This is a genomic window from Symbioplanes lichenis (assembly GCF_030709675.1).
Taxonomy (GTDB): Bacteria; Actinomycetota; Actinomycetes; order Mycobacteriales; family Micromonosporaceae; genus Actinoplanes; species Actinoplanes lichenis.
The window spans coordinates 296,493-321,050 of the sequence record NZ_JAUZQD010000005.1; the positions used below are offsets into that span (position 1 = coordinate 296,493).

24 protein-coding genes are annotated in these 24,558 nt (G+C 71.7%); 18 read left to right on the plus strand and 6 right to left on the minus strand.

What is annotated here, in order from left to right:
* Position 1 precedes the first annotated feature (1 nt).
* From RAN62_RS14240 to RAN62_RS14250, 3 genes are read left to right on the plus strand one after another with little or no spacing between them, the layout of a single operon-like run.
* On the plus strand, positions 2 to 853 hold the full coding sequence (locus tag RAN62_RS14240; RefSeq protein WP_305785064.1) for a hypothetical protein: 852 nt from the start codon (positions 2 to 4) through the stop codon (positions 851 to 853).
* Positions 850 to 1,968 carry an NAD(P)/FAD-dependent oxidoreductase gene (locus RAN62_RS14245; RefSeq protein WP_305785065.1) on the plus strand — a complete coding sequence of 373 codons (1,119 nt, stop codon included), beginning with the start codon at positions 850 to 852 and terminating at the stop codon, positions 1,966 to 1,968. The genes RAN62_RS14240 and RAN62_RS14245 overlap by 4 nt, the downstream gene beginning before the upstream one ends.
* 32 nt (positions 1,969 to 2,000) lie before the next feature.
* Complete coding sequence (locus RAN62_RS14250; protein ID WP_305785066.1) at positions 2,001 to 2,771, plus strand: isoprenyl transferase; 771 nt, start codon at positions 2,001 to 2,003, stop codon at positions 2,769 to 2,771.
* On the opposite strand, the gene RAN62_RS14255 is transcribed toward RAN62_RS14250, so the two are convergent.
* Positions 2,759 to 3,748 (minus strand): EamA family transporter, encoded by a 990-nt coding sequence (locus RAN62_RS14255; protein ID WP_305785067.1) that lies wholly within the window; start codon positions 3,746 to 3,748, stop codon positions 2,759 to 2,761. The two genes, RAN62_RS14250 and RAN62_RS14255, sit on opposite strands and share 13 nt — an antisense overlap.
* Positions 3,749 to 3,817: 69 nt before the next feature.
* Here RAN62_RS14255 and RAN62_RS14260 point away from each other — a divergent pair, with 69 nt between their 5' ends.
* The gene (locus tag RAN62_RS14260) at positions 3,818 to 4,657 is read left to right on the plus strand and encodes a LysR family transcriptional regulator (RefSeq protein WP_305785068.1); all 840 of its coding nucleotides are present in this window, start codon (positions 3,818 to 3,820) and stop codon (positions 4,655 to 4,657) included.
* A 148-nt stretch (positions 4,658 to 4,805) separates the two neighbouring features.
* Here RAN62_RS14260 and otsB read toward each other — a convergent pair whose 3' ends face one another.
* Positions 4,806 to 5,639 (minus strand): trehalose-phosphatase, encoded by an 834-nt coding sequence (gene otsB / locus RAN62_RS14265; RefSeq protein ID WP_438874502.1) that lies wholly within the window; start codon positions 5,637 to 5,639, stop codon positions 4,806 to 4,808.
* Between the two features lie 294 nt (positions 5,640 to 5,933).
* Between otsB and phoH2 the strand changes: the two genes are divergently transcribed.
* The 5 genes from phoH2 to RAN62_RS14290 all read left to right on the plus strand — a co-directional run bounded on the left by phoH2 (position 5,934) and on the right by RAN62_RS14290 (position 10,664).
* On the plus strand, positions 5,934 to 7,328 hold the full coding sequence (phoH2, locus tag RAN62_RS14270) for an RNA 5'-3' helicase PhoH2 (protein ID WP_305785070.1): 1,395 nt from the start codon (positions 5,934 to 5,936) through the stop codon (positions 7,326 to 7,328).
* A gap of 354 nt (positions 7,329 to 7,682) precedes the next feature.
* A complete protein-coding gene (locus tag RAN62_RS14275; protein WP_305785071.1) occupies positions 7,683 to 8,408 on the plus strand; it encodes an aggregation-promoting factor C-terminal-like domain-containing protein in 726 nt (241 codons plus the stop codon).
* A gap of 76 nt (positions 8,409 to 8,484) precedes the next feature.
* A complete protein-coding gene (locus tag RAN62_RS14280; RefSeq protein WP_305785072.1) occupies positions 8,485 to 9,243 on the plus strand; it encodes a serine protease in 759 nt (252 codons plus the stop codon).
* 52 nt (positions 9,244 to 9,295) lie between these two features.
* A complete protein-coding gene (locus RAN62_RS14285; protein ID WP_305785073.1) occupies positions 9,296 to 9,955 on the plus strand; it encodes a rhomboid family intramembrane serine protease in 660 nt (219 codons plus the stop codon).
* A 397-nt stretch (positions 9,956 to 10,352) separates the two neighbouring features.
* Positions 10,353 to 10,664, plus strand: coding sequence for a Uma2 family endonuclease (locus RAN62_RS14290; RefSeq protein ID WP_305785074.1), 312 nt, complete (start codon positions 10,353 to 10,355; stop codon positions 10,662 to 10,664).
* A gap of 84 nt (positions 10,665 to 10,748) precedes the next feature.
* On the opposite strand, the gene ychF is transcribed toward RAN62_RS14290, so the two are convergent.
* Together ychF and RAN62_RS14300 are read right to left on the minus strand one after the other, a co-directional pair.
* Positions 10,749 to 11,834 (minus strand): redox-regulated ATPase YchF, encoded by a 1,086-nt coding sequence (gene ychF / locus RAN62_RS14295; RefSeq protein ID WP_305785075.1) that lies wholly within the window; start codon positions 11,832 to 11,834, stop codon positions 10,749 to 10,751.
* A gap of 392 nt (positions 11,835 to 12,226) precedes the next feature.
* Positions 12,227 to 13,207 carry an SDR family NAD(P)-dependent oxidoreductase gene (locus RAN62_RS14300; protein WP_305785076.1) on the minus strand — a complete coding sequence of 327 codons (981 nt, stop codon included), beginning with the start codon at positions 13,205 to 13,207 and terminating at the stop codon, positions 12,227 to 12,229.
* A 100-nt stretch (positions 13,208 to 13,307) separates the two neighbouring features.
* Here RAN62_RS14300 and RAN62_RS14305 point away from each other — a divergent pair, with 100 nt between their 5' ends.
* The 5 genes from RAN62_RS14305 (at position 13,308) to RAN62_RS14325 (ending at position 19,024) form a co-directional block, all read left to right on the plus strand.
* Positions 13,308 to 14,753, plus strand: coding sequence for an AlkA N-terminal domain-containing protein (locus RAN62_RS14305; protein ID WP_305785077.1), 1,446 nt, complete (start codon positions 13,308 to 13,310; stop codon positions 14,751 to 14,753).
* Positions 14,750 to 15,244 (plus strand): methylated-DNA--[protein]-cysteine S-methyltransferase, encoded by a 495-nt coding sequence (locus RAN62_RS14310; protein ID WP_305785078.1) that lies wholly within the window; start codon positions 14,750 to 14,752, stop codon positions 15,242 to 15,244. The genes RAN62_RS14305 and RAN62_RS14310 overlap by 4 nt, the downstream gene beginning before the upstream one ends.
* Before the next feature lie 42 nt (positions 15,245 to 15,286).
* Positions 15,287 to 17,815 (plus strand): valine--tRNA ligase, encoded by a 2,529-nt coding sequence (valS, locus tag RAN62_RS14315; protein ID WP_305785079.1) that lies wholly within the window; start codon positions 15,287 to 15,289, stop codon positions 17,813 to 17,815.
* 154 nt (positions 17,816 to 17,969) lie between these two features.
* Positions 17,970 to 18,479, plus strand: coding sequence for a hypothetical protein (locus tag RAN62_RS14320; RefSeq protein ID WP_305785080.1), 510 nt, complete (start codon positions 17,970 to 17,972; stop codon positions 18,477 to 18,479).
* A 5-nt stretch (positions 18,480 to 18,484) separates the two neighbouring features.
* Positions 18,485 to 19,024, plus strand: a complete 540-nt coding sequence (locus RAN62_RS14325; RefSeq protein ID WP_305785081.1) for a hypothetical protein — start codon at positions 18,485 to 18,487, stop codon at positions 19,022 to 19,024.
* A 24-nt stretch (positions 19,025 to 19,048) separates the two neighbouring features.
* Here the strand turns inward: RAN62_RS14325 and RAN62_RS14330 are convergent, their stop codons facing one another.
* Complete coding sequence (locus tag RAN62_RS14330) at positions 19,049 to 20,209, minus strand: DNA recombination protein RmuC (protein WP_305785082.1); 1,161 nt, start codon at positions 20,207 to 20,209, stop codon at positions 19,049 to 19,051.
* 54 nt (positions 20,210 to 20,263) lie between these two features.
* On the opposite strand from RAN62_RS14330, the gene RAN62_RS14335 reads away from it, so the two are divergent.
* On the plus strand, positions 20,264 to 21,076 hold the full coding sequence (locus RAN62_RS14335; RefSeq protein ID WP_305785083.1) for a hypothetical protein: 813 nt from the start codon (positions 20,264 to 20,266) through the stop codon (positions 21,074 to 21,076).
* A gap of 336 nt (positions 21,077 to 21,412) precedes the next feature.
* Here RAN62_RS14335 and RAN62_RS14340 read toward each other — a convergent pair whose 3' ends face one another.
* Complete coding sequence (locus RAN62_RS14340; protein WP_305785084.1) at positions 21,413 to 22,528, minus strand: 4-hydroxy-3-methylbut-2-enyl diphosphate reductase; 1,116 nt, start codon at positions 22,526 to 22,528, stop codon at positions 21,413 to 21,415.
* On the opposite strand from RAN62_RS14340, the gene RAN62_RS14345 reads away from it, so the two are divergent.
* Genes RAN62_RS14345 through RAN62_RS14355 form a run of 3 tightly spaced genes read left to right on the plus strand, consistent with a single transcriptional unit; the run spans position 22,527 to position 24,522 of the window.
* Positions 22,527 to 23,078, plus strand: a complete 552-nt coding sequence (locus tag RAN62_RS14345; protein WP_305785085.1) for a hypothetical protein — start codon at positions 22,527 to 22,529, stop codon at positions 23,076 to 23,078. The two genes, RAN62_RS14340 and RAN62_RS14345, sit on opposite strands and share 2 nt — an antisense overlap.
* 23 nt (positions 23,079 to 23,101) lie before the next feature.
* Entirely contained in the window at positions 23,102 to 24,322 is a 1,221-nt protein-coding gene (gene xseA, locus RAN62_RS14350; protein ID WP_305785086.1) for an exodeoxyribonuclease VII large subunit, read from the plus strand.
* Complete coding sequence (locus RAN62_RS14355; RefSeq protein ID WP_305785087.1) at positions 24,322 to 24,522, plus strand: exodeoxyribonuclease VII small subunit; 201 nt, start codon at positions 24,322 to 24,324, stop codon at positions 24,520 to 24,522. Before xseA ends, RAN62_RS14355 begins: the two co-directional genes overlap by 1 nt.
* The last annotated feature ends 36 nt before the right edge of the window (positions 24,523 to 24,558 follow it).

Consider the following 24,558-nt stretch of genomic DNA (forward strand, 5'->3'; position numbering starts at 1 on the left):
CATGACCACCGTCGGGGCGCCCGTGATCGCCGACTACGGGCGCCCGCGCGTCGTCCGGGTGCTGACCTTTCTCCTGGTCGCGACGGCGGCGGCGACCGCGGTGGTCGAGCTGCTCAACTACTGGTACGCGCCGGAGCACGGCTTCGGGCTCGCGGTCCGGACGGGCTGGGCGCTCCTGCGTACCGTCGGCTGGTTGGTCTTGATCTGGCACGTCCGCCGGGGGCGGGCCGCCGCGCGTCCCCTCGGGCTGATCCTGGCCGTCACGACGATCTTCGCGGTCGGCCGGCTCGTGGTGCCCCGCAGCGGCACGCCCCCGACGCCGGGCGTGCTGGGCTTCGCCGTCCTCGTCGCCCTGTGTGTGCTGGTGGTCGCGCTGCTCTACCGGCACCCGGGCGTCCAGACTCACCTGGTCCGGCACCCGAACAAGCTGGTCGTCACCCGCGAGGGCCTGCGCTGGCAGGAGGCCACGCCGAAGCGCCCGCCGCTGGCCGGCTGGGCGATCACCGCGCGCGTGGCGGCCTTCACCTTCAGCCCGCTGATGCTGGTGCCCGCGCTCATCTCGGTCAGTGAGCTCGGCCACCGTCCGCAGTGGCTGCTCGCGGTCGTCTTCTGGTTCGGCGCGGGCATCGCGGCCAGCTACGCGGTGCTGCTCGCGACCGCGTTCCTGATGCGCGGCAAGGCGTGGGCGTCCGGTTTCCTGGCGTGGATCACCGTCGGCGTGCTCGTGATCGATCTGCCGCTCTGCTATCTGCTGCTCGGCGTCGACGGCCTGATCCGCGACGGCGCCCCGCTGGTGGCCGCCGCGCTGCTCACGCTCTTCGCCCTGTGGCGCGTACGGCGGATGACGTCATGATCTGGGACGTCGCGATCGCCGGGGCGGGCCCCGCGGGTTGTGCCGCCGCGATCGCCGCGCGCCGGTCCGGTGCCTCAGTGGTGCTGCTGGATCGATCGTTCTTTCCGCGCGACAAGCCGTGCGGGGACGGGATCGCCGCCGAGACCCTCGACGTGCTGGCGGACCTGGGCGTGACGGGAGTGACCGACGGCTACCCGCCGGTCGAGCGGCTGCGCCTGGTCGCGCCCGGCGGCGGTGACGTTTCTCGCCGGCTGCCGCGCCCCGCGCACACCGTGCCACGCCGAGTCTTCGACGCCCGGCTGGTCGCGGCCGCCGTCGACCGGGGCTCCGAGCTGCGCCGGCACACCGTTCACGAGATTACGGTGGAACCCGGCGCGATCACCATCGACGGGACCTTGCGAGCGCGCGTCCTGGTGGGTGCGGACGGCGCCGGTTCGACGGTACGACGTCAGCGGGGCGACCGCGTCAACCCGAGCGGCCATCTCGCCCTGGCCATCCGGGGCTATCGGCCGGCGACGGTCACCGAGCAACTGATCAAGACCACGTCGGCGCGCTGGCCCGCGTACGCGTGGGAGTTCCCGATCGGCGACGGCACGGCCAACGTCGGGTACGGCGAGGTGTTACGGGGCACGCCGCTCACGAAGGCGTACCTGGTGGAACGGCTCGGGCAGCTCCTGCCCGGCGCCGAGCCGGAGAGCCTGCGCGCGCACCACCTGCCGTTGTCCACCCACCGCCCGGCGCCCGCCCGCGGACCCGTGCTGCTCGCCGGCGACGCGCTCTCGCTGATCAACCCCTTCACCGGCGAGGGCATCTTCTATGCGGTGCTGTCGGGGGCCCTCGCCGGGGCGGCCGCGGCGGCCGGGCCGGACACCGCGGGCCGGCACTACACCCGCGCGTTGCGGGCCCGGCTCGGACGTCATCTTCGTCACTCCGGCTTCGCGACGCTGCTGACCCGGCAGCCGCGCGTCGTGGACGCCGCGGTGCGCGCCGCCCGCCGCGACGAGCGGATATTCCACCGTATGGTGGATCTGGGGCTCGGTGACGGAGTTTTCGATCTTCGCACTATCGGGCGCATCGGGGCCGAGATCGTCCGGTTGGTCCCGCCGCCCTCTTGAGCCCGCGCGGGCTGCCGATAGGCTTGGGCGCGATGAGTGTGCGGTCACTGGTCTACTCCCTCTACGAGCGGCGGCTCGCCGGCCGGCTGGCGGGCAAGCCGGTGCCCCAGCACGTCGGCGTCATGTGCGACGGCAACCGGCGCTGGGCCCGCGAGATGGGCTACGTCGACCCCAACGACGGGCACCGGGTCGGCGCGACCCGGGTCAAGGAGCTGCTGGGCTGGTGCGACCAGGCCGGCATCAAGCACGTGACGCTCTATCTGCTCGCCACCGACAACCTGCAGCGCCCGGCGGCCGAGCTCGACCCGCTGCTCACCATCATCGAGGACCTCGCCACCGAGCTGGCCGAGGAGGGCAACCCGTGGCGGCTGCGCATCGTCGGCGCGCTCGACGTGCTGCCCGCCCACACCGCGGTCGCCCTCAAGGCCGCCCAGGAGAAGACCCGCGACCGCACCGAGGGCGTCGAGGTCAACATGGCGGTGGGCTATGGCGGCCGCCGCGAGATCACCGACGCCGTGCGCTCGTTGCTCTACGAGCACGCCGCAGCCGGCCGCACCCTCGAGGAGCTGGCCGAGATCCTCGACGTCGAGCACATCGCCGAGCACCTCTACACCGCCGGGCAGCCCGATCCCGACCTGGTCATCCGCACGAGCGGGGAGCAGCGGCTGTCGGGCTTCCTGCTGTGGCAGTCGGCGCACTCGGAGTTCTACTTCCACGACGCCAACTGGCCCGATTTCCGGCGGACAGACTTCCTGCGGGCGTTGCGGTCCTATGCGGGCCGCCAGCGTCGTTACGGCGCCTGAGCCTGCTGCTTTTCTCCCCGCTGTCGCCCGCTTTCCCGCCGCCGCTCTTTGTCCACCTCCTGGCCTTCGCCTACCTCCTGGCCTTCGCTCACCTCCTGGCCCTCGTCGGCCTTCCTGCCTTTGCGCGCGATTTCTTCGCCGCCTTGCCGGCCTTTCGCCGAGGCGGTGCGGCGGTGGTTGGCGGCGGCGAGGACGGTGATCACGATCACGATGCCGGCCCACTCGTGCGGCCGCAGCGCCTGTCCGAGCAGCACCAGCCCGCTCAGCGCCGCCAGCACCGGGTGCACGCTCATGAACATCCCGAAAACGCGCGGCGGCACATGGCGAAGAGCGATCAGATCCCCGGCGTACGGGACGGCACTGAGCACCCCGGCCACCGCGGCCCACAGCAGCGCCCCGGCACTCCACCGGCCCTCGACGGCCAGCACCACGGCGAGCGGCAGATAGCCGAGCGCCGACAGTGACGTCGCCACGGCCAGCCCCTCCACTCCGGGCAGCCGCGCTCCGATCACCCGATTGAGCAGGATGTACGCCGCCCAGCACCCGGCCGCGAGCAGCGCCACGGCGATGCCCGTCCAGTCGCTCGCCGGCCCGGGCAGCACCAGCACATAGACCCCCGTCGCCGCGGCCACCGCACAGGCCAGGTCGGCGCGGGTCCGCGAGCCGAGCAGTGCCACGGCCAGCGGCCCGAGCACCTCCAGCGTGACGGTCAGGCCCAGCCCGATCCGGTCGATCGCCGTGTAGACGCTCAGGTTCATCACCGCGAACACCGCCGCGAGCAGCAGCACCGGCCACCACTGCGCCCGCGTGAACCGGCGCGGGTCCGGGCGCGCCACGGGCAGCAGCACGGCGGCCGCGACCAGCTGCCGGACGGCCACCACTCCGGCGGGCCCGACGGCGGCGAAGGCATGGGCGCCCGCCGCCGCCCCGACCTGGTTGGCGGTCGCGCTGCCGAGCATCGTGGAAAGACCCTTCATGGCTCCCAGGCAACGCGGCGCCGGGGCGGAAGGGAAATGCGTACGCCGCCGCACTTATACGCTGCACGTATGGATGTCCGGGTCGGCCAGCTCCGCGCGCTGGTGGCAGTGGTGGACGCGGGCACGTTCACCGACGCGGCGGCCCGGCTCGGACTTTCCCAGGCGTCGGTCTCCCGAGCCGTCGCCGCCCTCGAACGTCACCTGGGCGTCTCACTGGTCCGGCGTACGACCCGGCAGGTCGAGCTGACCGCGGCCGGCGTTCGGGTCGCCGCGCAGGCCCGCCGCGTACTCGATGAAGTGGCCCACCTGGAAGCGCTCGTGACCGACCGCGGCGAGATCCGCGTCGGCTTCTCCTGGGCCGCGCTCGGCCGGCACACCCGGCGCCTGCAGAAGGCGTGGGCGACGGCTCATCCGGCCCAGCCGCTGGTCTTCGTGCAGGTCAACGAGCCCTCGGCGGGCCTGGCCGACGGCTCCGCGGACGTCGCCGTGATCCGCCGTCCACTCGACGACCCGCGCTTCGCAACGGCCGAGATCGGTCAGGAGCCCCGCTACGCCGCGGTCGCCACGGACAGCGCCCTCGCCCGGCGCCGGACGTTGCGCCTCGAAGACCTGGCCCGCTACACCGTCGCGATCGTCCCGCGGGTCGGCACGACGACCGAGGAACTGTTCCCTCCCGGCGCCCGGCCCGGCTCGCTCCGGGAGACGGGCGCGATCGACGAGTGGCTGACCCTCATCGCCGCGGGGCAGGCGGTCGGCGTCACCGCGTCGTCCACGGCGCACCAGTATCCGCGCCCCGGGGTCGCTTACCGGGCGCTGCGCCAGGCGCCGCCGATCTCCGTACGGCTGGCCTGGTGGAAAGATGATCCACCCGCCTGGCTGGACGAACTCCTCGGCCTGGCCCGCTTCTGACCGTGATCGTGCTTGCCCGTGCGCTCGTTGCCGCCCGGCCCCGCCCGGCGTGGCGTCGCTCCCGCCCGGCGTGGCGTGGCTTCCGCGTGGCGTGGCGTCGCTCCCGCCCCGCCCTCGTACGGCGTGGGCTTGGCCTTGTGCCGCTCGGTCAGCGGGCGAAGGTCGGCAGGGCCTCGGTCAGGAAGGCGGCGACGGCCTCGGGGGACTCGAGGGTCAGGTCGGCCGCGTTGGAGACGTCGGCGCCGGTCTCCGGGTTGGCGACCGCCACGCACACGCCGATGAAGGCCGGGTCGACGGCCTCGCGGGCGCGCAGCGCGTCGAACGCCTTGATGTCGGACATGTCGTCGCCGAAGTACCAGGCGCAGCCGGCGTCGAGCACGCCCTCGCTGATGACCATGCCCTTGTCCTGGTCGACCGGCGGCTTGAGCTCGACGACCATGCGGCCGCCCTGGGTGCGCAGGCCGATGCGCTCGGCCTGCTCGTGGGCCCACCGCTCGATCTCGGCGCCGAGCTGCGGCGCCGTGCGGTAGTGCAGGGCGACGGAGAGCCGCTTGTATTCCACGAAGGCGCCCTCGGGCAGCTCGGCGCGGGCGCGGTCGGCCAGCTCGGCCATCGCGGGCACCCACGGCTCGGCGGCGGGCTCGGTGACCACCTCGCCGTCGTGCCAGACCTCCAGGCCGTAGAGCCCGTAGAGATCCACGTGCTCCAGGGACTGGAAGCGCGAGCGCAGGAAGCTGACCGGCCGGGCGGAGACGATCGCGACGCGGGCCACCCGGGTGGCCAGCTCCTCGAGCACGCCCAGCACGGAGGGGACCGGCTGGGAGGCGTCGGGGTCGTCGGTGACGGGGGAGAGCACCCCGTCGAAGTCGAAGAAGAACGTCGTGTCCTTGGCTCGCGAGGCGGTGAGCTGCAGGGCCTCTGCGGCGCTGAGGGGATGCGCGGGACGCGGGGACTCTGGCACGTCCCCCAGACTACCCGGCATCCGGCCCGATGCATCCTGACGAATCCACAGGTTGCCCCCCCGTTTGCCCGCGCGTCGGATTCCCGACTCCCGGCGCGTTTGTCCTTGCGGATGTGGCGAAGCCGGTACTACCGCGGGCGGCTGATGACCGCTAGCGTTCTTGTCATGGCACAGGGTAATCCTGGGCCAGCCGGCCGGCCCGGACCTGCGACAAGTGCGCCACGGGGCCCGCATCCCGACCCCGTGTCATGTGACGGGCGCCGGACCTTGGCGGACCGCGGGCGGCTCGGGTTGCACGCCCGCTGGAGCAGGCCTGTGACATCTCGCCGTACTGAAGCCGGGGCCGAGACGACCAGCACTCGCGCCTCTTCGGCACGCCGCAAGACCCGCGACCGTCACCTCGATGCGGAGCCCGCCCCAGCCGGCAAGGTCTTCGTGCTCGACACGTCGGTCCTGCTGTCCGACCCGGGGGCGTTCCGCCGGTTCGCCGATCACGAGGTGGTCGTCCCCCTCGTGGTCATCTCCGAGCTGGAGGGCAAGCGGCACCATCCCGATCTCGGCTGGTTCGCCCGGCAGTCCCTGCGGATGCTCGACGAGCTGCGGATCAAGCACGGCCGGCTGGACCAGCCCGTGCTCTGCAACGACGAGGGCGGCACCCTGCGGGTCGAGCTGAACCACGCCGACCAGAGCGTCCTGCCGCACGGCTTCCGCAACGACTCCAACGACACCCGCATCCTCTCGGTCGCCCTCGGGCTGGCCGCGGAGGGCCGCGACGTGACGCTCGTGAGCAAGGACATGCCGCTGCGCGTGAAGGCGGCGTCGGTCGGCATCGCCGCCGACGAGTACCGGCACGGCCAGGCCAGCGATCCCACGTGGACCGGCATGGCCGACCTCAAGCTCGGCGAGACCGAGGTCAGCGGCCTGTACGCCGGCGAGGAGCTGGAGCTGGAGGAGACGGCCAACCTCCCCTGCCACACCGGCCTCGTCATCCACTCCACGAAGGGCTCGGCGCTCGGCCGGGTCACCGCGGAGAAGACCGTGAAGCTCGTGCGCGGGGATCGTGAGGCCTTCGGTGTGCGCGGCCGGTCGGCGGAGCAGCGCGTGGCCCTGGACCTGCTCATGGACGAGTCCATCGGCATCGTCTCGCTGGGCGGCCGGGCCGGCACCGGCAAGTCGGCGCTCGCCCTCTGCGCCGGCCTCGAGGCGACGATGGAGCGGCAGCGCCACAAGAAGGTGATCGTCTTCCGGCCCCTCTACGCCGTCGGCGGCCAGGAGCTCGGCTATCTGCCGGGCGACGCGTCCGAGAAGATGTCGCCGTGGGCGCAGGCGGTCTTCGACACCCTCGGCGCGGTGGCGCACGCCGACGTGGTCGAGGAGGTCATGGCGCGTGGGATGCTCGAGGTGCTGCCGCTGACCCACATCCGCGGCCGGAGCCTGCACGACGCCTTCGTGATCGTCGACGAGGCGCAGTCGCTGGAGCGCAACGTCCTGCTGACCGTGCTCTCACGGATCGGCCAGGGCTCGCGGGTGGTCCTCACCCATGACGTCGCCCAGCGCGACAACCTGCGCGTCGGCCGGCACGACGGCGTGACGGCGGTGATCGAGGCGCTGAAGGGCCACCCGATCTTCGCCCATGTCACCCTGACGAGGTCCGAGCGCTCGCCGATCGCCGAGGTCGTCACCGATCTCCTCGAGGAAATCCCGCTCTGACGCTGAGTAACCACCGAGGCGGGGACTCTCCGGGGTCCCCGCCTTACTTTTCGCTCTTGGATGACTACTCATGGTGAAACGGCTTATACCGTACGGGTGAGCGAGTACTCCCAGCTTTGTCCAGTTTGATGCGCAAACATCCTGTGATTAGGTTCACAGCTTGGCGTTGTCGTTTCACATCGCCTTCACGGTGAGCCATGGTGGCTGGCGAGCATCGTTCGCATGGTAGGGGCAGTCGGAGATCGACTGGGGCCCATGTCTTGACGCTATGCGGCGACGCTCGCGGCACGCGGAGCCGCCGGCCTCGAGCCGGTGGTGGCGTGCCGCGTCTTTGCCCCCAACGAGAGGACACTCGTGAATCGGCTCTGGGGCCGGGTCAGCATCCGCGCGGCATCGGTCGGCCTGCTCGTCCTGGGCGTGGTCGGCGGCGTCTACGTCGCGAAGGACCGGGAAGTCCAGCAACCGAAGCAGCAGGCGCAGCTGGTGTTCCAGGCGACTGTCGACGAGAGCTCGCTGCTCAAGGAGCGGCAGAGCCAGCACGCCGCCGACCGGGCCTACCGGAACCAGGCGGGCAGCGAGGCAGCCGTCGAGGCCGCCGCCGCGGCTGCGGCCGCCGCCGGCAAGGCGCGGGCCAGCGAGAAGAAGGTCATCGCGGCCGAGGCGGCCAAAAAGAAGGCCGAGGAGGCCAAGGCCAAGGCCGAGGCGGCGAAGAAGGAAGAGTCCTCGTCCGGGGGCAGCACGGTCGAGGTCGGCGACATCCCCGCCTCGTGCGGCGAGTTCAGCGGCAATCGCGCCACGGGCTGCGCCCTGATGCTCGACGCCGGCTTCGGGATCGACCAGTTCTCCTGCCTCAACAAGCTGTGGAACAGGGAGAGCGGCTGGGACGAGGGCGCCTCGAACCCGAGCTCCGGCGCCTACGGCATCCCTCAGGCGCTGCCCGGCAGCAAGATGGCCACGGTCGCCTCCGACTGGCGGACCAACGCGGCGACCCAGATCAAGTGGGGCCTGGGCTACATCGAGGGCCGTTACGACAGCCCGTGCGGCGCCTGGAACCATTCCGAGAGCGTCGGCTGGTACTGAGTCTTTTCTTGCCGGGAGGGGTGCGTGCTTCGGCGCGTACCCCTTCTTGCGGTGTCAATAGTGGTGAAATGTCCGCATGGTCCGGAAAGTCGCGCTCCTTGTCGCCGCCGTTCTGCTGACCGCCACCCCCGCCTCCGCCGCGATGCACCTGCGTGGAGTGGTCGGAGGTGACGTCGCCGGCGCCGGCCAGTTCCCCTGGATGGTGCGCCTGTCGATGGGCTGCGGCGGCGCGCTGACCGCGCCCCGGGTAGTGCTCACGGCCGGCCACTGCGTCACCGGCACCGGCAAGGACGAGACGATCAAGGCCGTCGCGGGCGTCACCCGCCTCGGCGACCCGCACGCCCGCACCGCCCACTCCGTCGAGGTGATCCGCGCGACCGGCTTCCGCGACGAGACCCACGGCGACGACTGGGCGCTGGTCAAGCTCGACCACGCACTCGGGCTGCCCACGCTCGGCCTGCCTCCGGCCACCGGGCCGGCGGGCCCGCTCACCATCATCGGCTGGGGCCAGACCAGCGAACATTCCACCCGCCAGGAGAAGAGCCTGCGGTACGGGACGGTGCGCGCCGTTCCCGACCGTACGTGCGCGGCGGCGTACCGGAAGATCGACATCGCCCTCGTGCCCGCCGAGCAGCTCTGCGCCAGTGGCAAGGGCGTCGACACCTGTCAGGGTGACTCGGGTGGTCCCCTGGTCGGCCGGTCGGGCGGCGCCTGGGTGCAGGTCGGCATCGTCAGCTGGGGCCTCGGCTGCGCCCGCCGCGACTTCCCCGGCGTCTACACGCAGGTGGCGACGTTCCGTGCCGACATCTCGGCGGCCACGCGCAAGCTGAGCTGACGTTTCGCTACCTGATTTGGCGTGGGTGGCTTCCGTCGGTAACCATCGAGGCATGAGCTATGCGTCGGAGGAAGCCGCCACCAAGTTCGGCAGCGAGGCGTTCTTCGCGTCCATCGGGCGCGCCTTCGTCGCCATGTGCGCCGTCGTCCCGATCCTGTTCCTCATCGAGGCCATCGATGTCGGCCTCGGCGCCGGCCACCTCGACGTCGCCGGCGGCATCATCCCGCGCCGCGCGGACGGCCTCGACGGCATCCTCTTCAGCCCGTTCCTGCACGCCGGCTGGGACCACCTCTACGGCAACAGCGTCCCGCTCATCCTCGTCGGCACCTTCGCCCTGGCCGGCGGCACCCGCCGCTTCCTCTGGTCGACCCTGGTCATCATCCTGGTCAGCGGCATCGGCGTCTGGTTCATCGGCGACCCCGACAGCGTCGTCGTCGGCGCCAGCGGCGTCGTCTTCGGCTACCTGGGTCTGCTCTTCGCCCGCGGCTTCGTCGAGCGCAGCTGGTGGAACCTGGGCGTGGCCGCCTTCATCGGGCTGCTCTACTGGTACCAGATCTACAACATCCTGCCGACCGACCAGCCCATCTCCTGGCAGGGTCACCTCCTCGGCCTCCTCGGCGGCGTCGCCGCGGCCATCGCCTTCCGCCGCCGCCGTCCCAAGCCCACCCCCTCCCTCTACGGCGGCGACGCCCCCACCCTCACCGACTTCTGACCGGTCGCGGACCCTGCCGGGCGCGTCATTCCCATGATGACAACTGGCCATGGAAGTGCTGGTGATGCCTCATCAACACCCATCGTCGGAGCGGTTGAACCGCCGTTCCCCAAGGCTACGGTGACAGCATGACCGCGGTGCCTGAGTGGATGCGACCGCCTCGCCCTGAGGGCTGGTTCGCCGACGATCTCGATCAGCTTCCCGAAGCTCCCCGGCACACCGAACTGATCGATGGAGCGCTCGTCTTCGTGCTGTCTCCGCAACGGGCTTGGCACGCCCGGCTCATCGACGGCTTGGTTTCGTCCCTCAGGCGAGAGGCGCCGGCCGGTCTGGAGGTCGAGCGGGGGAGATCACGATCCGGCTGGACAAGCGGAACCGTCCCGAGCCCGACTTCCTGGTGACCACGATCTCCGATCCGGATCTCACCTTCCTTACGCCTGACCAGGTGTTGCTGGTCGGCGAGGTGGTGTCGCCGGAGTCCGCGCACCGCGATCGGACGGTCAAGCTGCGCAAGTACGCGGAGGCCGGCATCGCGAACTTTTGGCGTGTCGAGGAGGAGTCGGGGTTGCCGGTCGTGCACGTCTACGAGCTCGACGAGCCCACCCAGTCCTACGTGGCGACCGCCATCCACCGGCACGAGCTGCGCACCACGAGGCCGTTTCCGATCGAGCTCGATCTGGACAGCCTGGTGCCCGGTCGCCGGAGCTGAACCGGGCACGCGCTCTCTCGCCCGGCGGTCTCGGATTCCCTCGGCCGGCTGTTCGTTGGACGCGATTTCTCGCCGCTGGTTCCGTCAGACGTTGAAGCGGAACTCCACCACGTCGCCGTCTTTCATGATGTAGTCCTTGCCCTCCATGCGAACCTTGCCCGCGGACTTGGCGGACGACATCGAGCCGGCGGCCATGAGGTCCTCGAAGCTGACGATCTCGGCCTTGATGAAGCCGCGCTGGAAGTCGGAGTGGATGACGCCGGCCGCCTCGGGCGCGGTGGCGCCGACCGGGATGACCCAGGCGCGGGCCTCCTTGGGGCCGGCCGTCAGATAGGTCTGCAGGCCGAGGGTGTTGAAGCCGACGCGGATGAGCTGGTCGAGGCCCGGCTCGGTCTGGCCGGTCGACTCGAGCAGCTCCTTGGCCTCGTCCTCGGGCAGGTCGATCAGCTCGGACTCGATCTTCGCGTCCATGAAGACGGCCTCGGCCGGGGCGACCAGGGCGCGCATCTCGTCGAGGAACGCGGCGTTGTTGAGCTCGGCCTCGTCGACGTTGAAGACGTAGAGGAATGGCTTGGTGGTGAGCAGGTGCAGCTCGGCGAGCTGGTCCAGGTCGATGCCGGCGGCCTGCGCGCCCGAGTAGAGCGTCGTGCCGTCGTTGAGCAGCTTGAACGCGGCCTCGGCGGCGGCGACGGCGGGCGCCCGGTCCTTCTTGAGCTTGGCTTCCTTCTGCAGGCGAGGGAGGGCCTTCTCGACCGTCTGCAGGTCGGCGAGGATGAGCTCGGTGTTGATCGTCTCGATGTCGTCGGCCGGCGCGACCTTGCTGTCCACGTGCAGGACGTTGGGGTCGGAGAACGCCCGGACGACCATGCAGATCGCCGACGCGTCGCGGATGTTCGCGAGGAAGGCGTTGCCGCGGCCCTGGCCCTTGGACGCGCCCCGCACCAGGCCGGCGATGTCGACGAACGACACCGGCGCCGGGATGATCTTCTCGCTGCCGAACATGGCGGCCAGCTGGTTGAGCCGCTCGTCGGGCAGGCCGACCACGCCGACGTTGGGCTCGATCGTCGCGAACGGGTAGTTCGCGGCGAGCACGTCGTTCTTGGTCAGGGCGTTGAAGAGGGTGCTCTTGCCGACGTTGGGCAGGCCGACGATCCCGATGGTGAGGCTCACGGGAGACCAGTCTACGGCCGCACGCCGCCCGCCCGGAGGCCCAGGTGCGCGAACCCGGCCACCAAGCCGCTCATGAAGCCCTACCGCCGGTGAGGCGCTGCGGTGCGGACGTCGCAGTTGCGTGGAGGCAATCGCCAAGCGGTCGCACTCAGCCTGGCCAGCGGCATGACCGCAACTGCCGGGCAATTGCACGCGGCGCCCGCAGTTTTGCCGCCGCAGTTGCCGATCACGTGCCTGTCGCGGTTGTTGCCGGGCAATTGCACGCGGTGTCCCGGGTTGTGCCGCCGCAACTGCCAATCAGGTGCGCGTCGCGGTTGTTGCCGGGCAAGTGCACCAAAGCGGTAGTTGCCGTGCAGGTCGGCGTGGCACCTGCTCGGTAGTTGCCGTGCCCGTTATGCGGGCTTTGGTGCCGTGGTGTCGGGCAACCGTGGCCCGGCGGGGTTGGGACCGGTCAGCACGCCGCCCTCGACGGGGAGGGTGTGGCCGGTGATCCACGCGGCGTCGTCGGAGCCGAGGAAGGCGACCGCCGCGGCGATGTCCTCCGGCTCGCCGACGCGGCCGAGCGGGTACATCGACTCCAGTTCCTCCAGCACGCCCGGCTGAGAGTCCCAGTTCGGTGTCCGGACGGTGCCGGGGGCGACGACGTTGAAGCGCACACCGAGCGGCCCGTACCGGGCGGCGTAGTTCTGGGACATCGCGATCTGGCCGGCCTTCGCCGCGGCGTACTCCACGTTGCCGAAGGCGGAGATGCCGTTGACCGAGCTGATCGTGACGACGTTGCCGCGGGTCCGCATCAGGTGCGGGATGGCGGCCTGAATGCAACGGGCGGCGCTGAGCAGCGTGAAGTCGAGCTGACGGTGCCAGTCCTCGGCCGAGGTGTCCTCCGGCATCGAGGTGACGATGCAGCCGCCCGCGTTGTTGACCACCAGATCAAGCCGCCCGAACCGCCCAACCGCCGCGCCGATCGCGGCGTCGATGTCGGCGCGTGAGGTGACATCGACCTTGACCCCGAGCGCGTGCTCAGCGCCAAGCTCGTCGGCCAGCGCCGTCACCGCGTCCTGCTGCAGGTCCGTGACAACCACCGCGCCACCCTCGGCAGCGATCCGCCGGACAACGGCTTCCCCGATGCCCTGCGCCGCCGCCGTGACAAACGCAACCTTCCCCTCGAACCGCCGCATCACCACTCCTCCCCATCCGTCGCCGCCAACCTCCGCAATTGTCGCGACGTCCGCTCCTGGCCGCAGAAGTGGCGCACCCCGCCGAAGCTCAGCGACATCGGGCGTGCTGCGACGCGCGAGCGAGTCCTGTTGTTGCCCGGCAAGTGCGCGTTGTTGCCCGGCAGGTGCGTGAGCGCAACTGCCAGGCAGTTGCACACTGCGGGTGCAGGGGCGCGCACCGAGCAGGAGTAGGACGGCACGGTCATGTCCGAATCCCGCCAGCCACCGGGGTGGTCGCCGGGGCAGACTCGACGGCATGAAGCTGGACTTCGAGCGGTGTTACCGGGCGGTCGACAGCCGTGACCCGCGGTTCGACGGGTGGTTCTGCACGGCCGTGCGGACCACCGGCATCTACTGCCGGCCGTCCTGCCCCGCCGTCACCCCCAAGCGCGAGAACGTCGACTTCTTCCCGAGCGCCGCGGCAGCCCAGCGAGCCGGCTTCCGCGCATGCCGCCGCTGCCGCCCCGACGCCGCGCCCGGCTCACCCGAGTGGGACGTCCGGGCCGACGTCGTCGGTCGCGCCGTCCGGTTGATCGGCGACGGCGTCGTGGACCGCGAGGGCGTACCGGGCCTGGCCGCCCGGCTGGGATACACCGAGCGTCACCTCCACCGCATGCTGTCGGAGGAGCTCGGCGCCGGCCCGCTCGCGCTGGCTCGCGCCCAGCGCGCCCAGACCGCCCGCATCCTGGTGGAAACGACCTCGCTCAGCTTCGCCGAGATCGCCTTCGCGGCCGGCTTCGGCAGCGTCCGCCAATTCAACGACACGATCCAGGACGTGTACGCCCGCTCACCCACCCAGCTGCGCACCACCCGCCCCAGCCGCCTGACCGAGGCCGGCACGATCACGGTCCGGCTCGCATACCGGGCGCCCCTGCACGCGGAAGCGCTGCTCGGCTTCTTGCGGGCGCGCTCGCTGCCCGGCACCGAGGACGTGGACGCCACGACGTTCAGCAAGGCGCTGCAACTGCCGCACGCCACCGGCATCGTCGCGCTGACCCCGGCCGAGCGGTTCGTTTCCGCGACACTGCGGCTGGAGGACGTACGAGATCTGGCGCCCGCGGTGGCCCGTTGCCGGCGGCTGCTCGACCTGGACGCGGACCCGGTCGCCGTCGACGACACGCTGGCCGCGGATCCCGCGCTGACAGCGCTTGTCCGGTCCGAGCCCGGTGTCCGGGTGCCCCGCGCGACCGACGGCTTCGAACTCGCCGTCCGCGCAGTGGTCGGCCAGCAGGTCTCGGTCGCCGGCGCGCGCACCACTTTGCGCCGCCTGCTCCGAGCCGTGCCCCCGGCACCTGACGCCGAGCCGTCGCCCGAAGGCGAACCGCTCCGCCCCTTCCCCCAGGCCGCCGTCGTCGCGAACCTGCCCGACGCGGCATTCCGCATGCCGGCCGCCCGCCGCGCGAGCCTGCGTGCACTTGCCGAGGCAGTAGCCGACGGCAAGCTCTCCCTCGACCCGGGCGCCGACCGTGACGAGGCCGTCGCGCACTTGCAAGGCCTGCCCGGCATCGGCTCCTGGACGGCCGGATACATCGCGATGCGCGCGATCGGCGACCCGGACGTCTTCCTGCCCACCGATCTCGCAGCCCGGCGCGGCGCCCGCGCGCTCGGCCTGCCCGACTCACCCGCCGCGCTCGGCTCCCGAGCGGCAGCCTGGCGGCCCTGGCGCTCGTACGCCCTGATGCGACTCTGGAGGTCAGCATGATCCGCAGCACCACGCTGGACACCCCGGCCGGCCCTTTCACCTATCTGACCAGCGACGCGGGCGCAGTCCGGGCAGCCGGCTTCACGACGTCGGCGGATGCTCTGCTGCCGCTCGTGCACCCGAGCCTGCGAGACGAGGTCCGGCCCGCAACCGCACCGGGCCCGGCGGGCGAGGCGGTACGCGCATATCTGACAGGCGACCTCACGGCCCTCGACAGTGTCGTGGTCGAGCAGCACACCACCGGCCCCTTCACCGAGTACGCGTGGCGGGTCATGCGCGACATCAAGCCCGGCGCGCCGGTGACTTATCGGGGCTTCGCCGAGCTGGCCGGACGGCCGGCGGCGATCCGGGCCGCCGCCGCCGCGTGTGCCCGCAACGCCGTGGCGCTCTTCGTCCCGTGCCACCGGGTCCTCGGCACCGACGGCACCCTGCGGGGCTACCGGTGGGGGCTCGGGGTCAAGACGTGGCTCCTCGATCACGAACGCGCCTGAAAGTTCCTGGCACCGGGCCGTGCGGGGCTCTAATGTCGCGGGATGACCGACACGGAGAAGTTCGCGCGCGGTCTCCCCGAGCGGCCGTCCCTGGACGGGCTCGAGGAGAAGTGGTCGCGCCACTGGCAGGAGGAAGGAACGTATGCGTTCGACCGCTCGAAGGAGCGCGCGGACGTGTACGCGATCGACACGCCTCCGCCGACCGTATCGGGCGAGCTGCACATGGGGCACGTCTTCTCGTACACCCACACCGACACGGTCGCGCGGTTCCAGCGGATGCGCGGCAAGGCCGTCTTCTACCCCATGGGCTGGGACGACAACGGGCTGCCCACCGAGCGCCGGGTGCAGAACGTCTATGGCGTCTACTGTGACCCGTCGCTGCCCTTCGACCCCGAGTGGCAGCCGCCGGCGAAGCCGCCCAAGCCGGCCGTCGGCGTGTCGCGGCGCAACTTCGTCGAGCTGTGCAACCGGCTGACCGCCGAGGACGAGAAGGCCTTCGAGGCGGTGTGGCGGCGGCTCGGCCTGTCCGTCGACTGGGGCCTGACCTACACGACCATCGGGCGGCGGGCGCAGGCCGTCTCGCAGCGCGCCTTCCTGGACAATCTCGCGCGCGGGGAGGCGTACCAGTCGGAGGCCCCCACGCTGTGGGACGTCGGCTTCCGCACCGCCGTCGCGCAGGCCGAGATCGAGGATCGTGAGCGCCCGGGTGCGTACCACCGGCTGCGCTTCCACGGCCCGGACGGGCCGGTCGAGATCGACACCACCCGGCCCGAGCTGCTCCCGGCCTGTGTCGCACTGGTCTGCGCGGAGGGCAACCCCCTGGTGGGCCAGACCGTCCGCACGCCCTTCTTCGACGTCGAAGTTCCCGTGTACGCCCACCCGCTCGCCGACCCCGACAAGGGCACCGGCATCGCCATGGTCTGCACGTTCGGTGACCTGACCGACGTGACCTGGTGGCGTGACCTGCAGCTCGACACGCGCGTGGTGCTCGGGCGCGACGGCCGTTTCCTGCCCGACCGCCCGGCCGGGGTCCCCGAGGCCGCCTATCAGCAGTTCGCCGGCCTGACGGTCAACGCCGCGCGGCGCGAGATCGTGCGCATCCTGACCGAGACGGGTGACCTGCTCGGCGAGCCGCGGCCGATCAGTCACCCGGTGAAGTTCTACGAGAAGGGCGACTCGCCGCTGGAGATCGTCACCAGCCGCCAGTGGTTCCTGCGCGACGGCGGCCGGGACACCGCGCTGCGCGACGAGCTGCTCAAACGGGGCCGGGCGCTGCAGTGGGTGCCCGAGCACATGCGGCACCGCTACGAGCACTGGGTCGGCGGCCTGACCGGCGACTGGCTGATCAGCCGGCAGCGCTTCTTCGGCGTGCCGTTCCCGGTCTGGTACAAGCTCGACGACGCCGGCGAGCCGGACTACGACCAGCTGCTCATGCCGGATGTCTCGGCGCTGCCGGTCGATCCGTCGTCGGAGTGCCCGCCCGGCTACGACGAGACGCAGCGCGACGTGCCCAGTGGCTTCACCGCCGACCCGGACGTCATGGACACCTGGGCGACCTCCTCGCTGACGCCGCAGATCGTCGGCGGCTGGGGCGAGGACGAGGACCTGTTCCGCCGGGTCTTCCCGATGGACCTGCGCCCGCAGGGTCAGGACATCATCCGCACCTGGCTCTTCGACACGGTGGTCCGCTCGAACTTCGAGCACGACACGCTGCCGTGGCGCACGACCGTCCAGTCGGGCTGGATCCTCGACCCGGACCACAAGAAGATGTCCAAGACCAAGGGCAATGTCGTCACCCCGACCGCGCTGCTGGAGCAGAGCGGCTCGGACGCGGTGCGTTACTGGGCGGCGAACGGGCGGCCCGGCGCCGACCTGGCCTTCGACCCGTCGCAGATCAAGGTCGGCCGGCGGCTCGCCACCAAGCTGCTCAACGCCTCCCGCTTCGCCCTGGGCCTCGGCGCGGCGGACGCCCTGCGGCAGCCGGTCACCGCGGCGCTGGACCGGGCGATGCTGGCCCGGCTGGCCACCGTGGTCGAGGAGGCGACGCAGGCCTTCGACGCCTACGACCACACGACCGCGCTCACCGTCACGGAGTCGTTCTTCTGGACGTTCTGCGACGACTACATCGAGCTGGTCAAGGACCGCGCCTACGCCCCGGGGCCCGCGGGCGACTCGGCGCGCGCCTCCCTGGCGGCGGGCCTGTCGGTGTTGCTGCGGCTCTTCGCGCCGTTCCTGCCCTTCGCCACCGAGGAGATCTGGTCCTGGTGGCGTTACGGCTCGGTGCACCAGTCGACGTGGCCGACCCGCTACGAGCTGACCCGTGTCGCCCCGGACGGCGACGCCACGCTGCTCGACCTGGCGGGCGAGGCGCTGCGCCAGATCCGCAAGGCCAAGTCCGACCGCAAGCTGTCGATGAAGGCGGAGGTGCCGCTGGCCGAGGCGCTCGGCCCGGCGGCGCTGCTCGACCGGCTCGCCTCGGTGGAGGGTGACGTCAAGGCGGCCGGCCGCATCGGGAAGCTCGACATGCTGGCCGACCGCACGCCGGAGCTGGTCATCGTCTGCGGTTTCTAAACCGTCCAATGTGTAGCCGAGCGGTGCCCGGGGTACGTCCCGGGCACCGCTTGCCGCACGTGGACGGGGGTTCACCACGACCGGCACCGACCCGATTCCGGACAGGGCCGAGCTGCGCGAGCGCGCGGCGAAGCGCGTTCGCATGTTCTCGCTGGTGCCCGCCATTGCCGCCGCCGCGACGGTCCTGGCCTTCGGCCTCGGCTTGTCGGCCGACCGCTCCCTCGGCGCCCGGGGCTGGACCTTCATCGGCGTGGGCCTGCTGCTGGTCGTCGCCGGGGCCACCGCCGTCGTGCTGGTCATCCGGCGCCGTCTCGACAATCCCGAGCTGGTGGCGGGCCTCGACCGGCCGTCCCAGCGCGACGTGGCCCGCGCGCTGCGGAACGGGCGCACGGACGACCCGCGGATCGACGCGATCATCCGGCAGAGCGCCCCGCGGGTCATCAGCACGCGCTGGGTCATCGTCGTCTTCGCCCTCGTGGCGGCCCTCGACGTGTACCTGGCGGCCGAGGAGATCGCCGACCGGGACTGGAACGGACTCGTCCTGCGCCTGGCTTCCGCTGTCCTGTTCACGCTGTTCGCCGCCTATCAGTGGACCCAGGTGCGCCGCTACCGCGCCTACGTTCGCCAAGAAGGGCCTGCGTGGCCCGCGGACACGGCAGCATAGGAGCCATGTCCATCCCGCCGGAGGAGGTCGAGGCGCCCGCCCGGGACGCTGTGCTGTTCCGCTCGCACCCGCTGCGGACGTTCGCCGTCATCTTCGCCGCCCTCCTCGTCTCCTACGTCGCTGTGTCGCCGCTCGTGGCCTGGCTGCTGGGCGCTCCCGCCGAGTCGTGGTGGGAGACCCTGGTGGAGGGGCTGGCGATCGCCGTGATCACGTCCGGCCTCTACGGCGTGACCGCGCGCTCCTCGCTGCGGACCTGGGTGCGGTCGTCGTCGGCCGGCCTGGAGCTGGCCGCACAGGGCAGCGACCCCGTCCTGCTGGCCTGGCCGGACATCGACCACGCCGTCATCCGCCGTGACGGCTTCCGGATGATCCTGGACGTCACGCCGGTGGACCTGGACCGCGTCCACCCCGTCTCCGAGGAGGACGAGGGCTGGCCCGCGCTCCTGCAGGAGCCGGACGGCAGCACGGCCTTCACCGCCGACCTGACCCAGGTGTGGCCCGGCCCCCGCGCCCTGCGCCGCGAGCTGGCCCGTCACCTCGGCTAGCGCCGGCCCCGTCCCGGACGGGCGCTAGAAGGGCAGCGTCGGCTTCGCGTCGTCGAGCAGCTCGGGCGCCTGCGGCTGCCGGGGAGTGACCTCGACCTGGGCCGGGGCGGCCAGCTCCTCGTCGGAGACGCCCATCTCGGCCAGCTTGCGGGCACTGACCAGCACCCGGGACTCCAGCGATCCCACAGCCCGGTTGTACGCCGTCACCGCCCCGCCCAGCGACGAGCCCAGCTTGCCCACGTGGTCGCCGAGCGTGGCCAGCCGCCCGTACAGCTCGCGGGCCAGGCCGTGCACCGCCAGCGCGTTGCGGGCCAGCGCCTCCTGTCGCCACGAGTAGGCGACCGTGCGCAGCAGCGCGACCAGTGTCGCCGGGGTGGCGAGCACGACGTTGCGGGTGAAGGCGTGCTCCATGATGCCCGGGTCGCGTTGCAGCGCGGCGTCGAGGAACGGGTCGGCCGGCACGAACAGCACCACGAACTCGGGGCTCTGGTCGAACGCCGTCCAGTAGGACTTGGCCGCCAGCGCGTCGACATGGCCGCGCAACACGCGGGCGTGCTGGTCGAGGTGCCCGTCGCGGGTGCGCTCGTCGCGGGCCTCCATCGCCGACAGGTACGCGTCGAAGGGCGCCTTGGCGTCCACGACCACCGACCGCCCGCCGTGCAGCCGCACCACCATGTCCGGCCGGACGACCTGCCGATCGTTGACCGAGGTCACCTGCTCGGCGAAGTCGCAGTGCTCCAGCAGCCCGGCCGCCTCGACGATGCGCCGGAGCTGGTGCTCACCCCAGCGGCCCCGCACCTGAGGCGCCCGCAGGGCCGCGACCAGCTGTTTCGTCTCCGTGCGGAGCTCGCCCGAGACCAGGCCCATGGCGCGCACCTGCTCACGCAGCTCCGCGTAGGAGTCGACGCGGTCCCGCTCCAGCTCGGCGACCCGCTCCTCGTAGCGGCGCAGGGCGTCGTGCAACGGCGCGACACCGCGGGCGACCGCCTCCTGCGACTGGGCCGTGGACTCGTAGGAGAGCGCGCGCAGCGACTGCTCCATCTGCTGCTCGCCCTCGCGCCGGGCCTGGACCGTCGCCTCCAGCCGCGCGATGTCGGCGGCGGCACGCAACCGTGCCGCCAGCCAGCCCAGGGCGGCGCCGACCGCCAGACAGAGGAGCACGACCGCCAGCGTCGAGAAGGTCACCCTGCGAGCTTGCCAGAGGGGTACGACTTTCCCGGCGCGGGTACCGTCGGATACATGAGCGTGTTTCTGCTGCTGGTCGTCCTCGTGCTGCTGGTCGCCGTCGCCGGGATGGTGGTGGTGGCCCGTCGCGGCGGCGCGGCGCGTGAGCAGCAGCGCCTCGACGACGCCCGGGCCGAGGCCCAGCGCTGGTACGAACGCCTGGGCGGCCAGGTCATGAACCTCCACGGCGACGACCCCGCGGCCCGCCAGGCCCTGGCCGACGCCGGTGAGCGTTACAACGCAGCCGGTGGTCAGCTGCAACAGGCGAAGACGGTCCGGCAGTTCGAGCTGGCCCGCGAGTCGGCCCTGGAAGGGCTCGCCTACATCCGGGCCGCCCGCACCGCTATGGGCCTGGACCCGGGCCCGGAGCTGCCCGCCCTCAGCGCAACCCAGGGCGCCGGCCAGCTGACCAAGGAGCGTGAGGTCACGGTCCAGGGCCAGCACTACAAGGCCGGGCCGCAGCCGGGGCCGGACATGCCTTACTACTACCCGGGAGGCCGCGTGCAGGGCCGCCCGGTGCCGGCCGGCTGGTATTCGACGCCGGTGTGGAAGACGGCGCTCGGCGCGGGCGCCGGCGTGCTCGGCGGCATGCTGATCTTCGACGCGCTTTTCTCGCCGGCCTTCGGCGACATGGGTTACGGCGACGGCTATCAGGACGGCTTCCAGGACGCGGCCGGCGACTTCGGCGGCAACGACTTCGGCGGGGACCAGGGCGGCGACTTCGGAGGCAACCAGGCCGGCGACTTCGGCGGTGGTGGCGACTTCGGTGGTGGTGACTGGGGTGGCGGCGGAGATTTCGGCGGCGGGGACTTCGGCGGCGACTTCTGAGCCGTCCGCGCGCCGGGCACGAGTAGAGCAGGACATCATCGGTTCCCCCGTTCGTCGGAGACGGGGGAACCGTATGTTTTTCCGCCTCCGGCCGGCGGCGGGCCTGTGGATAACCGCGGCCTGTGGATAACTCATCGGACCGCGGGACGGGTCGCTACGCTTCACGAACCCGCGGGCATTCCGGCACCGCGGAGATCACACGACCCGCGGGCAATCCGGCACTGCGGAGATCACACGACCCGCGGGCAATCCGGCGCCGCGGAGATCACACGACCCGCGGACGCAGGCCACTGGCCGCGAGGGAAGGGAGAGCTATGACGTACAGGAAAAAGAGCGTCAGCCCCGCGCAGCCGCCGCGGCCCGCATGTCGCGCCGCAACTCCTGGGGGAGGGAGAAGGTCAGCCGCTCCTCGGCGGTCGTGAACTCGGTGACCTCGCCGAAGCCGCGGTCGGCCAGGTGGGCCAGGACCTCCATGACCAGCTCGTCGGGCACGCTCGCGCCCGAGCTCACCCCGACGGTCGTCGCGCCCTCGAGCCATTCGTCGCGGATCTCGGCGGCGTAGTCGACCAGGTGGCCGGCCCGCGCGCCGGCGCCCAGGGCGACCTCGACGAGGCGGACGGAGTTGGAGCTGTTGGCCGAGCCGACCACGATGACCACGTCGCACTCCGGCGCGATCTCCTTGACCACGTGCTGCCGGTTGGACGTGGCGTAGCAGATGTCGTCGCTGGGCGGCGACTGGAGCAGCGGCAGCCGGGTCTTGAGCCGGGCGACGGTCTCCATGGTCTCGTCCACGGACAGGGTCGTCTGGGAGAGCCAGACCACCTTCGACGGGTCGCGCACCACGACGTTGTCGACGTCGTCGGGGCCGTCCACCAGCTGGATGTGCGCCGGGGCCTCGCCCGCTGTGCCGATGACCTCCTCGTGGCCCTCGTGCCCGATGAGCAGGATGTCGTAGTCCTCCCGGGCGAACCGCTTCGCCTCGTGGTGGACCTTGGTGACCAGCGGGCACGTCGCGTCGATGGCCTTGAGGTTGCGCTCGCGGGCCTGCTCGTGGACCTCGGGCGCCACGCCGTGGGCGGAGAACACCACGGTCGCGCCCTCGGGCACCTCGAAATTCTCCTCGACGAAGATCGCGCCGCGCGCCTCGAGCGTGCTCACGACATGTTTGTTGTGCACGATCTGCTTGCGCACGTAGACCGGGGCGCCATAGAGCTTGAGCGCCTCCTCGACGGTCTGCACCGCACGGTCGACGCCGGCACAGTAGCCCCGCGGCTTCGCGAGGAGCACACGCTTGCGGACGGGGGCAGCGGCATTCGAGGTCACCCGGCAATGGTACGCACCCCGCGCCGCATGTCGCCCGGCTGCGACGCGTACCACAGCCACCCGGCGCCGGAAGCGCGAGAAGGGCGTTTTGGCCCGTAAGGGGGCGGTTGCGGGTGATACTCGGGCCATGAGCACCGTCGGCGACGTGGATCCCGCCCTCGAAGAGGAGGAAGAAGAGGCCCCCGGCCTGTGGGGATCCTTCGGGGCGGCCCTGCGGCTCATCGTCGGCTGGTTCTCCGTCGCGATCGGCATCCTCAACCTGGTCGTCGAGATCGACCGCTCCGACGCGACACCGGACGGCGCCTACCTGCTGTTTCACGCGGTGTTGCTGGTGGGTGGCGCGCTGCTGATCGGCCTCGGCTGGTTCGACCCCAGACCTGGCCTTCCCGGGTACGCCGCCGGGGCCGCCGTCCTGGTCGCGGGCGTCGTGCTCAGCGCCTTGCCGCGGAACAACACTGTCTGCTGCATGAGCGCCTTCGACGAGCGGCACGGCTACCCGTTCACTCTCATCGCCCGCAACGCCGGCAGCCGGTGGCACGTGGACAGCCAGCATCTCCTCGCCGATCTGCTGTTCTGGGGCTTCCTCGGGCTCGTGGCCCTGCTCGCCGTCTCGCTGCTACGGCGCGCGACGCAGCAGGACACGCGGCGCCGTGGCGCACACCACCACCCGCCCCGCTGAGGAGGCGCCCGTAGGGTAGGCGGGTGACCGAGCCCGAGCCGAAGTCGACCGCCGACGCGCCCTGGCCCGTACGCGTGGTCAGTCAGAAGGTCGGCGCCTGGGTGGCCCGCCTGGGCTGGGTCTGGGTCGACGGACAGGTGGCGCAGATCAGCCGGCGCCCGGGCGCGAGTGTGGTCTTCCTGACCCTGCGCGACCCCTCCGCCGACCTCAGCCTCACCGTGACCGCGCACCGCGACGTGCTCGACGCCGGAGCCCCCAATCTCGCGGAGGGCGCACGGGTCACCCTGCACGCCAAGCCCGAGTACTACCCGGCGCGCGGGTCGCTGAGCCTGCGCGCCGACGAGATCCGCCAGGTCGGCCTCGGCGAGCTGCTGGCCCGGCTGGAGCAGGTCAAGAAGCTGCTGGCGGCCGAGGGGCTCTTCGCGCGCGAGCGCAAGCGGCGGCTGCCGTTCCTGCCGCAGCGCATCGGGCTGATCACCGGCCGCGCGTCCGCCGCCGAACGCGATGTGTTGATGAACACCCGCCGCCGCTGGCCGAGCGTCGACTTCCGCGTGATCAATGTGCCGGTGCAGGGGCCTACCGCCGTGCCGCAGATCATCGACGCGCTCAAGGTGCTGGACAACGACGAAGGCGTGGACGTCATCGTCGTCGCGCGCGGCGGCGGCAGCGTCGAGGACCTGCTGCCCTTCTCCGACGAGGCGCTGTGCCGGGCCGTCTTCGGCTGCCGGACGCCGGTGGTCAGCGCGATCGGGCACGAGACGGACGCGCCGCTGCTCGACTATGTCGCCGACCTGCGCGCCTCGACGCCGACCGACGCCGCCAAGCGGATCGTGCCGGACCTCGAGGAGGAGAGCCGGCTGATCGAGCACGCCCGCCGGCGGCTGGACCGCGCCGTGCTCACGCAGATCGACCGCGAGACCCACCGGCTCGAGGCCTGGCGGTCGCGGCCGGTCCTGGCCCGGCCGGAGACATTGATCGACCAGCGGTCGGCCGAGGTGGGTGCGCTGCGGGACCGGGCGACCCGCAGCCTCGACCATCGCGTACGCCGGGCCGACGACGAGTTGCGGCACACGCTGGCCCGGCTGCGGGCGTTGTCACCCGCGGCCACCCTCGAGCGCGGTTACGCGATCGTGCAACGTGCGGACGGTCACGTGGTCCGCAGCGCCGCGGAAGTCAGCCCCGGCGACCAGCTGCGCGTGCGGCTGGCCGAAGGAGAACTGCACACGGAAGTCCGGGAGGGCTGATGAGCGACGAGAAGCTGAGCTACGAACAGGCCCGCGCCGAGCTGGCCACGGTCGTCGAGAAGCTGGAGCAGGGCGGGGCCTCGCTGGAGGAGAGCCTCGCGCTGTGGGAGCGCGGCGAGAAACTGGCGGACGTCTGCCAGACCTGGCTGGACGGCGCCCGCGACCGCATCGAGACCGCCCGCGCCGCCCGCGGCGAGTAGAAGGCGCCATCCGCGGCGGGCGAAAACGCGTCGTCG

Coding starts and splice junctions, on each gene's coding strand:
- RAN62_RS14305 (WP_305785077.1), top strand. CDS start 13,308: ATGAAGCTGGACTTCGAGCGGTGTTACCGGGCGGTCGACAGCCGTGAC.
- RAN62_RS14245 (WP_305785065.1), top strand. CDS start 850: ATGATCTGGGACGTCGCGATCGCCGGGGCGGGCCCCGCGGGTTGTGCC.
- RAN62_RS14260 (WP_305785068.1), top strand. CDS start 3,818: ATGGATGTCCGGGTCGGCCAGCTCCGCGCGCTGGTGGCAGTGGTGGAC.
- otsB (WP_438874502.1), bottom strand. CDS start 5,639: ATGCCGGGTAGTCTGGGGGACGTGCCAGAGTCCCCGCGTCCCGCGCAT.
- RAN62_RS14255 (WP_305785067.1), bottom strand. CDS start 3,748: ATGAAGGGTCTTTCCACGATGCTCGGCAGCGCGACCGCCAACCAGGTC.
- RAN62_RS14280 (WP_305785072.1), top strand. CDS start 8,485: ATGGTCCGGAAAGTCGCGCTCCTTGTCGCCGCCGTTCTGCTGACCGCC.
- RAN62_RS14285 (WP_305785073.1), top strand. CDS start 9,296: ATGAGCTATGCGTCGGAGGAAGCCGCCACCAAGTTCGGCAGCGAGGCG.
- RAN62_RS14345 (WP_305785085.1), top strand. CDS start 22,527: ATGAGCACCGTCGGCGACGTGGATCCCGCCCTCGAAGAGGAGGAAGAA.
- valS (WP_305785079.1), top strand. CDS start 15,287: ATGACCGACACGGAGAAGTTCGCGCGCGGTCTCCCCGAGCGGCCGTCC.
- RAN62_RS14240 (WP_305785064.1), top strand. CDS start 2: ATGACCACCGTCGGGGCGCCCGTGATCGCCGACTACGGGCGCCCGCGC.
- RAN62_RS14340 (WP_305785084.1), bottom strand. CDS start 22,528: ATGGCCCGAGTATCACCCGCAACCGCCCCCTTACGGGCCAAAACGCCC.
- RAN62_RS14335 (WP_305785083.1), top strand. CDS start 20,264: ATGAGCGTGTTTCTGCTGCTGGTCGTCCTCGTGCTGCTGGTCGCCGTC.
- RAN62_RS14310 (WP_305785078.1), top strand. CDS start 14,750: ATGATCCGCAGCACCACGCTGGACACCCCGGCCGGCCCTTTCACCTAT.
- RAN62_RS14325 (WP_305785081.1), top strand. CDS start 18,485: ATGTCCATCCCGCCGGAGGAGGTCGAGGCGCCCGCCCGGGACGCTGTG.
- RAN62_RS14355 (WP_305785087.1), top strand. CDS start 24,322: ATGAGCGACGAGAAGCTGAGCTACGAACAGGCCCGCGCCGAGCTGGCC.
- RAN62_RS14250 (WP_305785066.1), top strand. CDS start 2,001: ATGAGTGTGCGGTCACTGGTCTACTCCCTCTACGAGCGGCGGCTCGCC.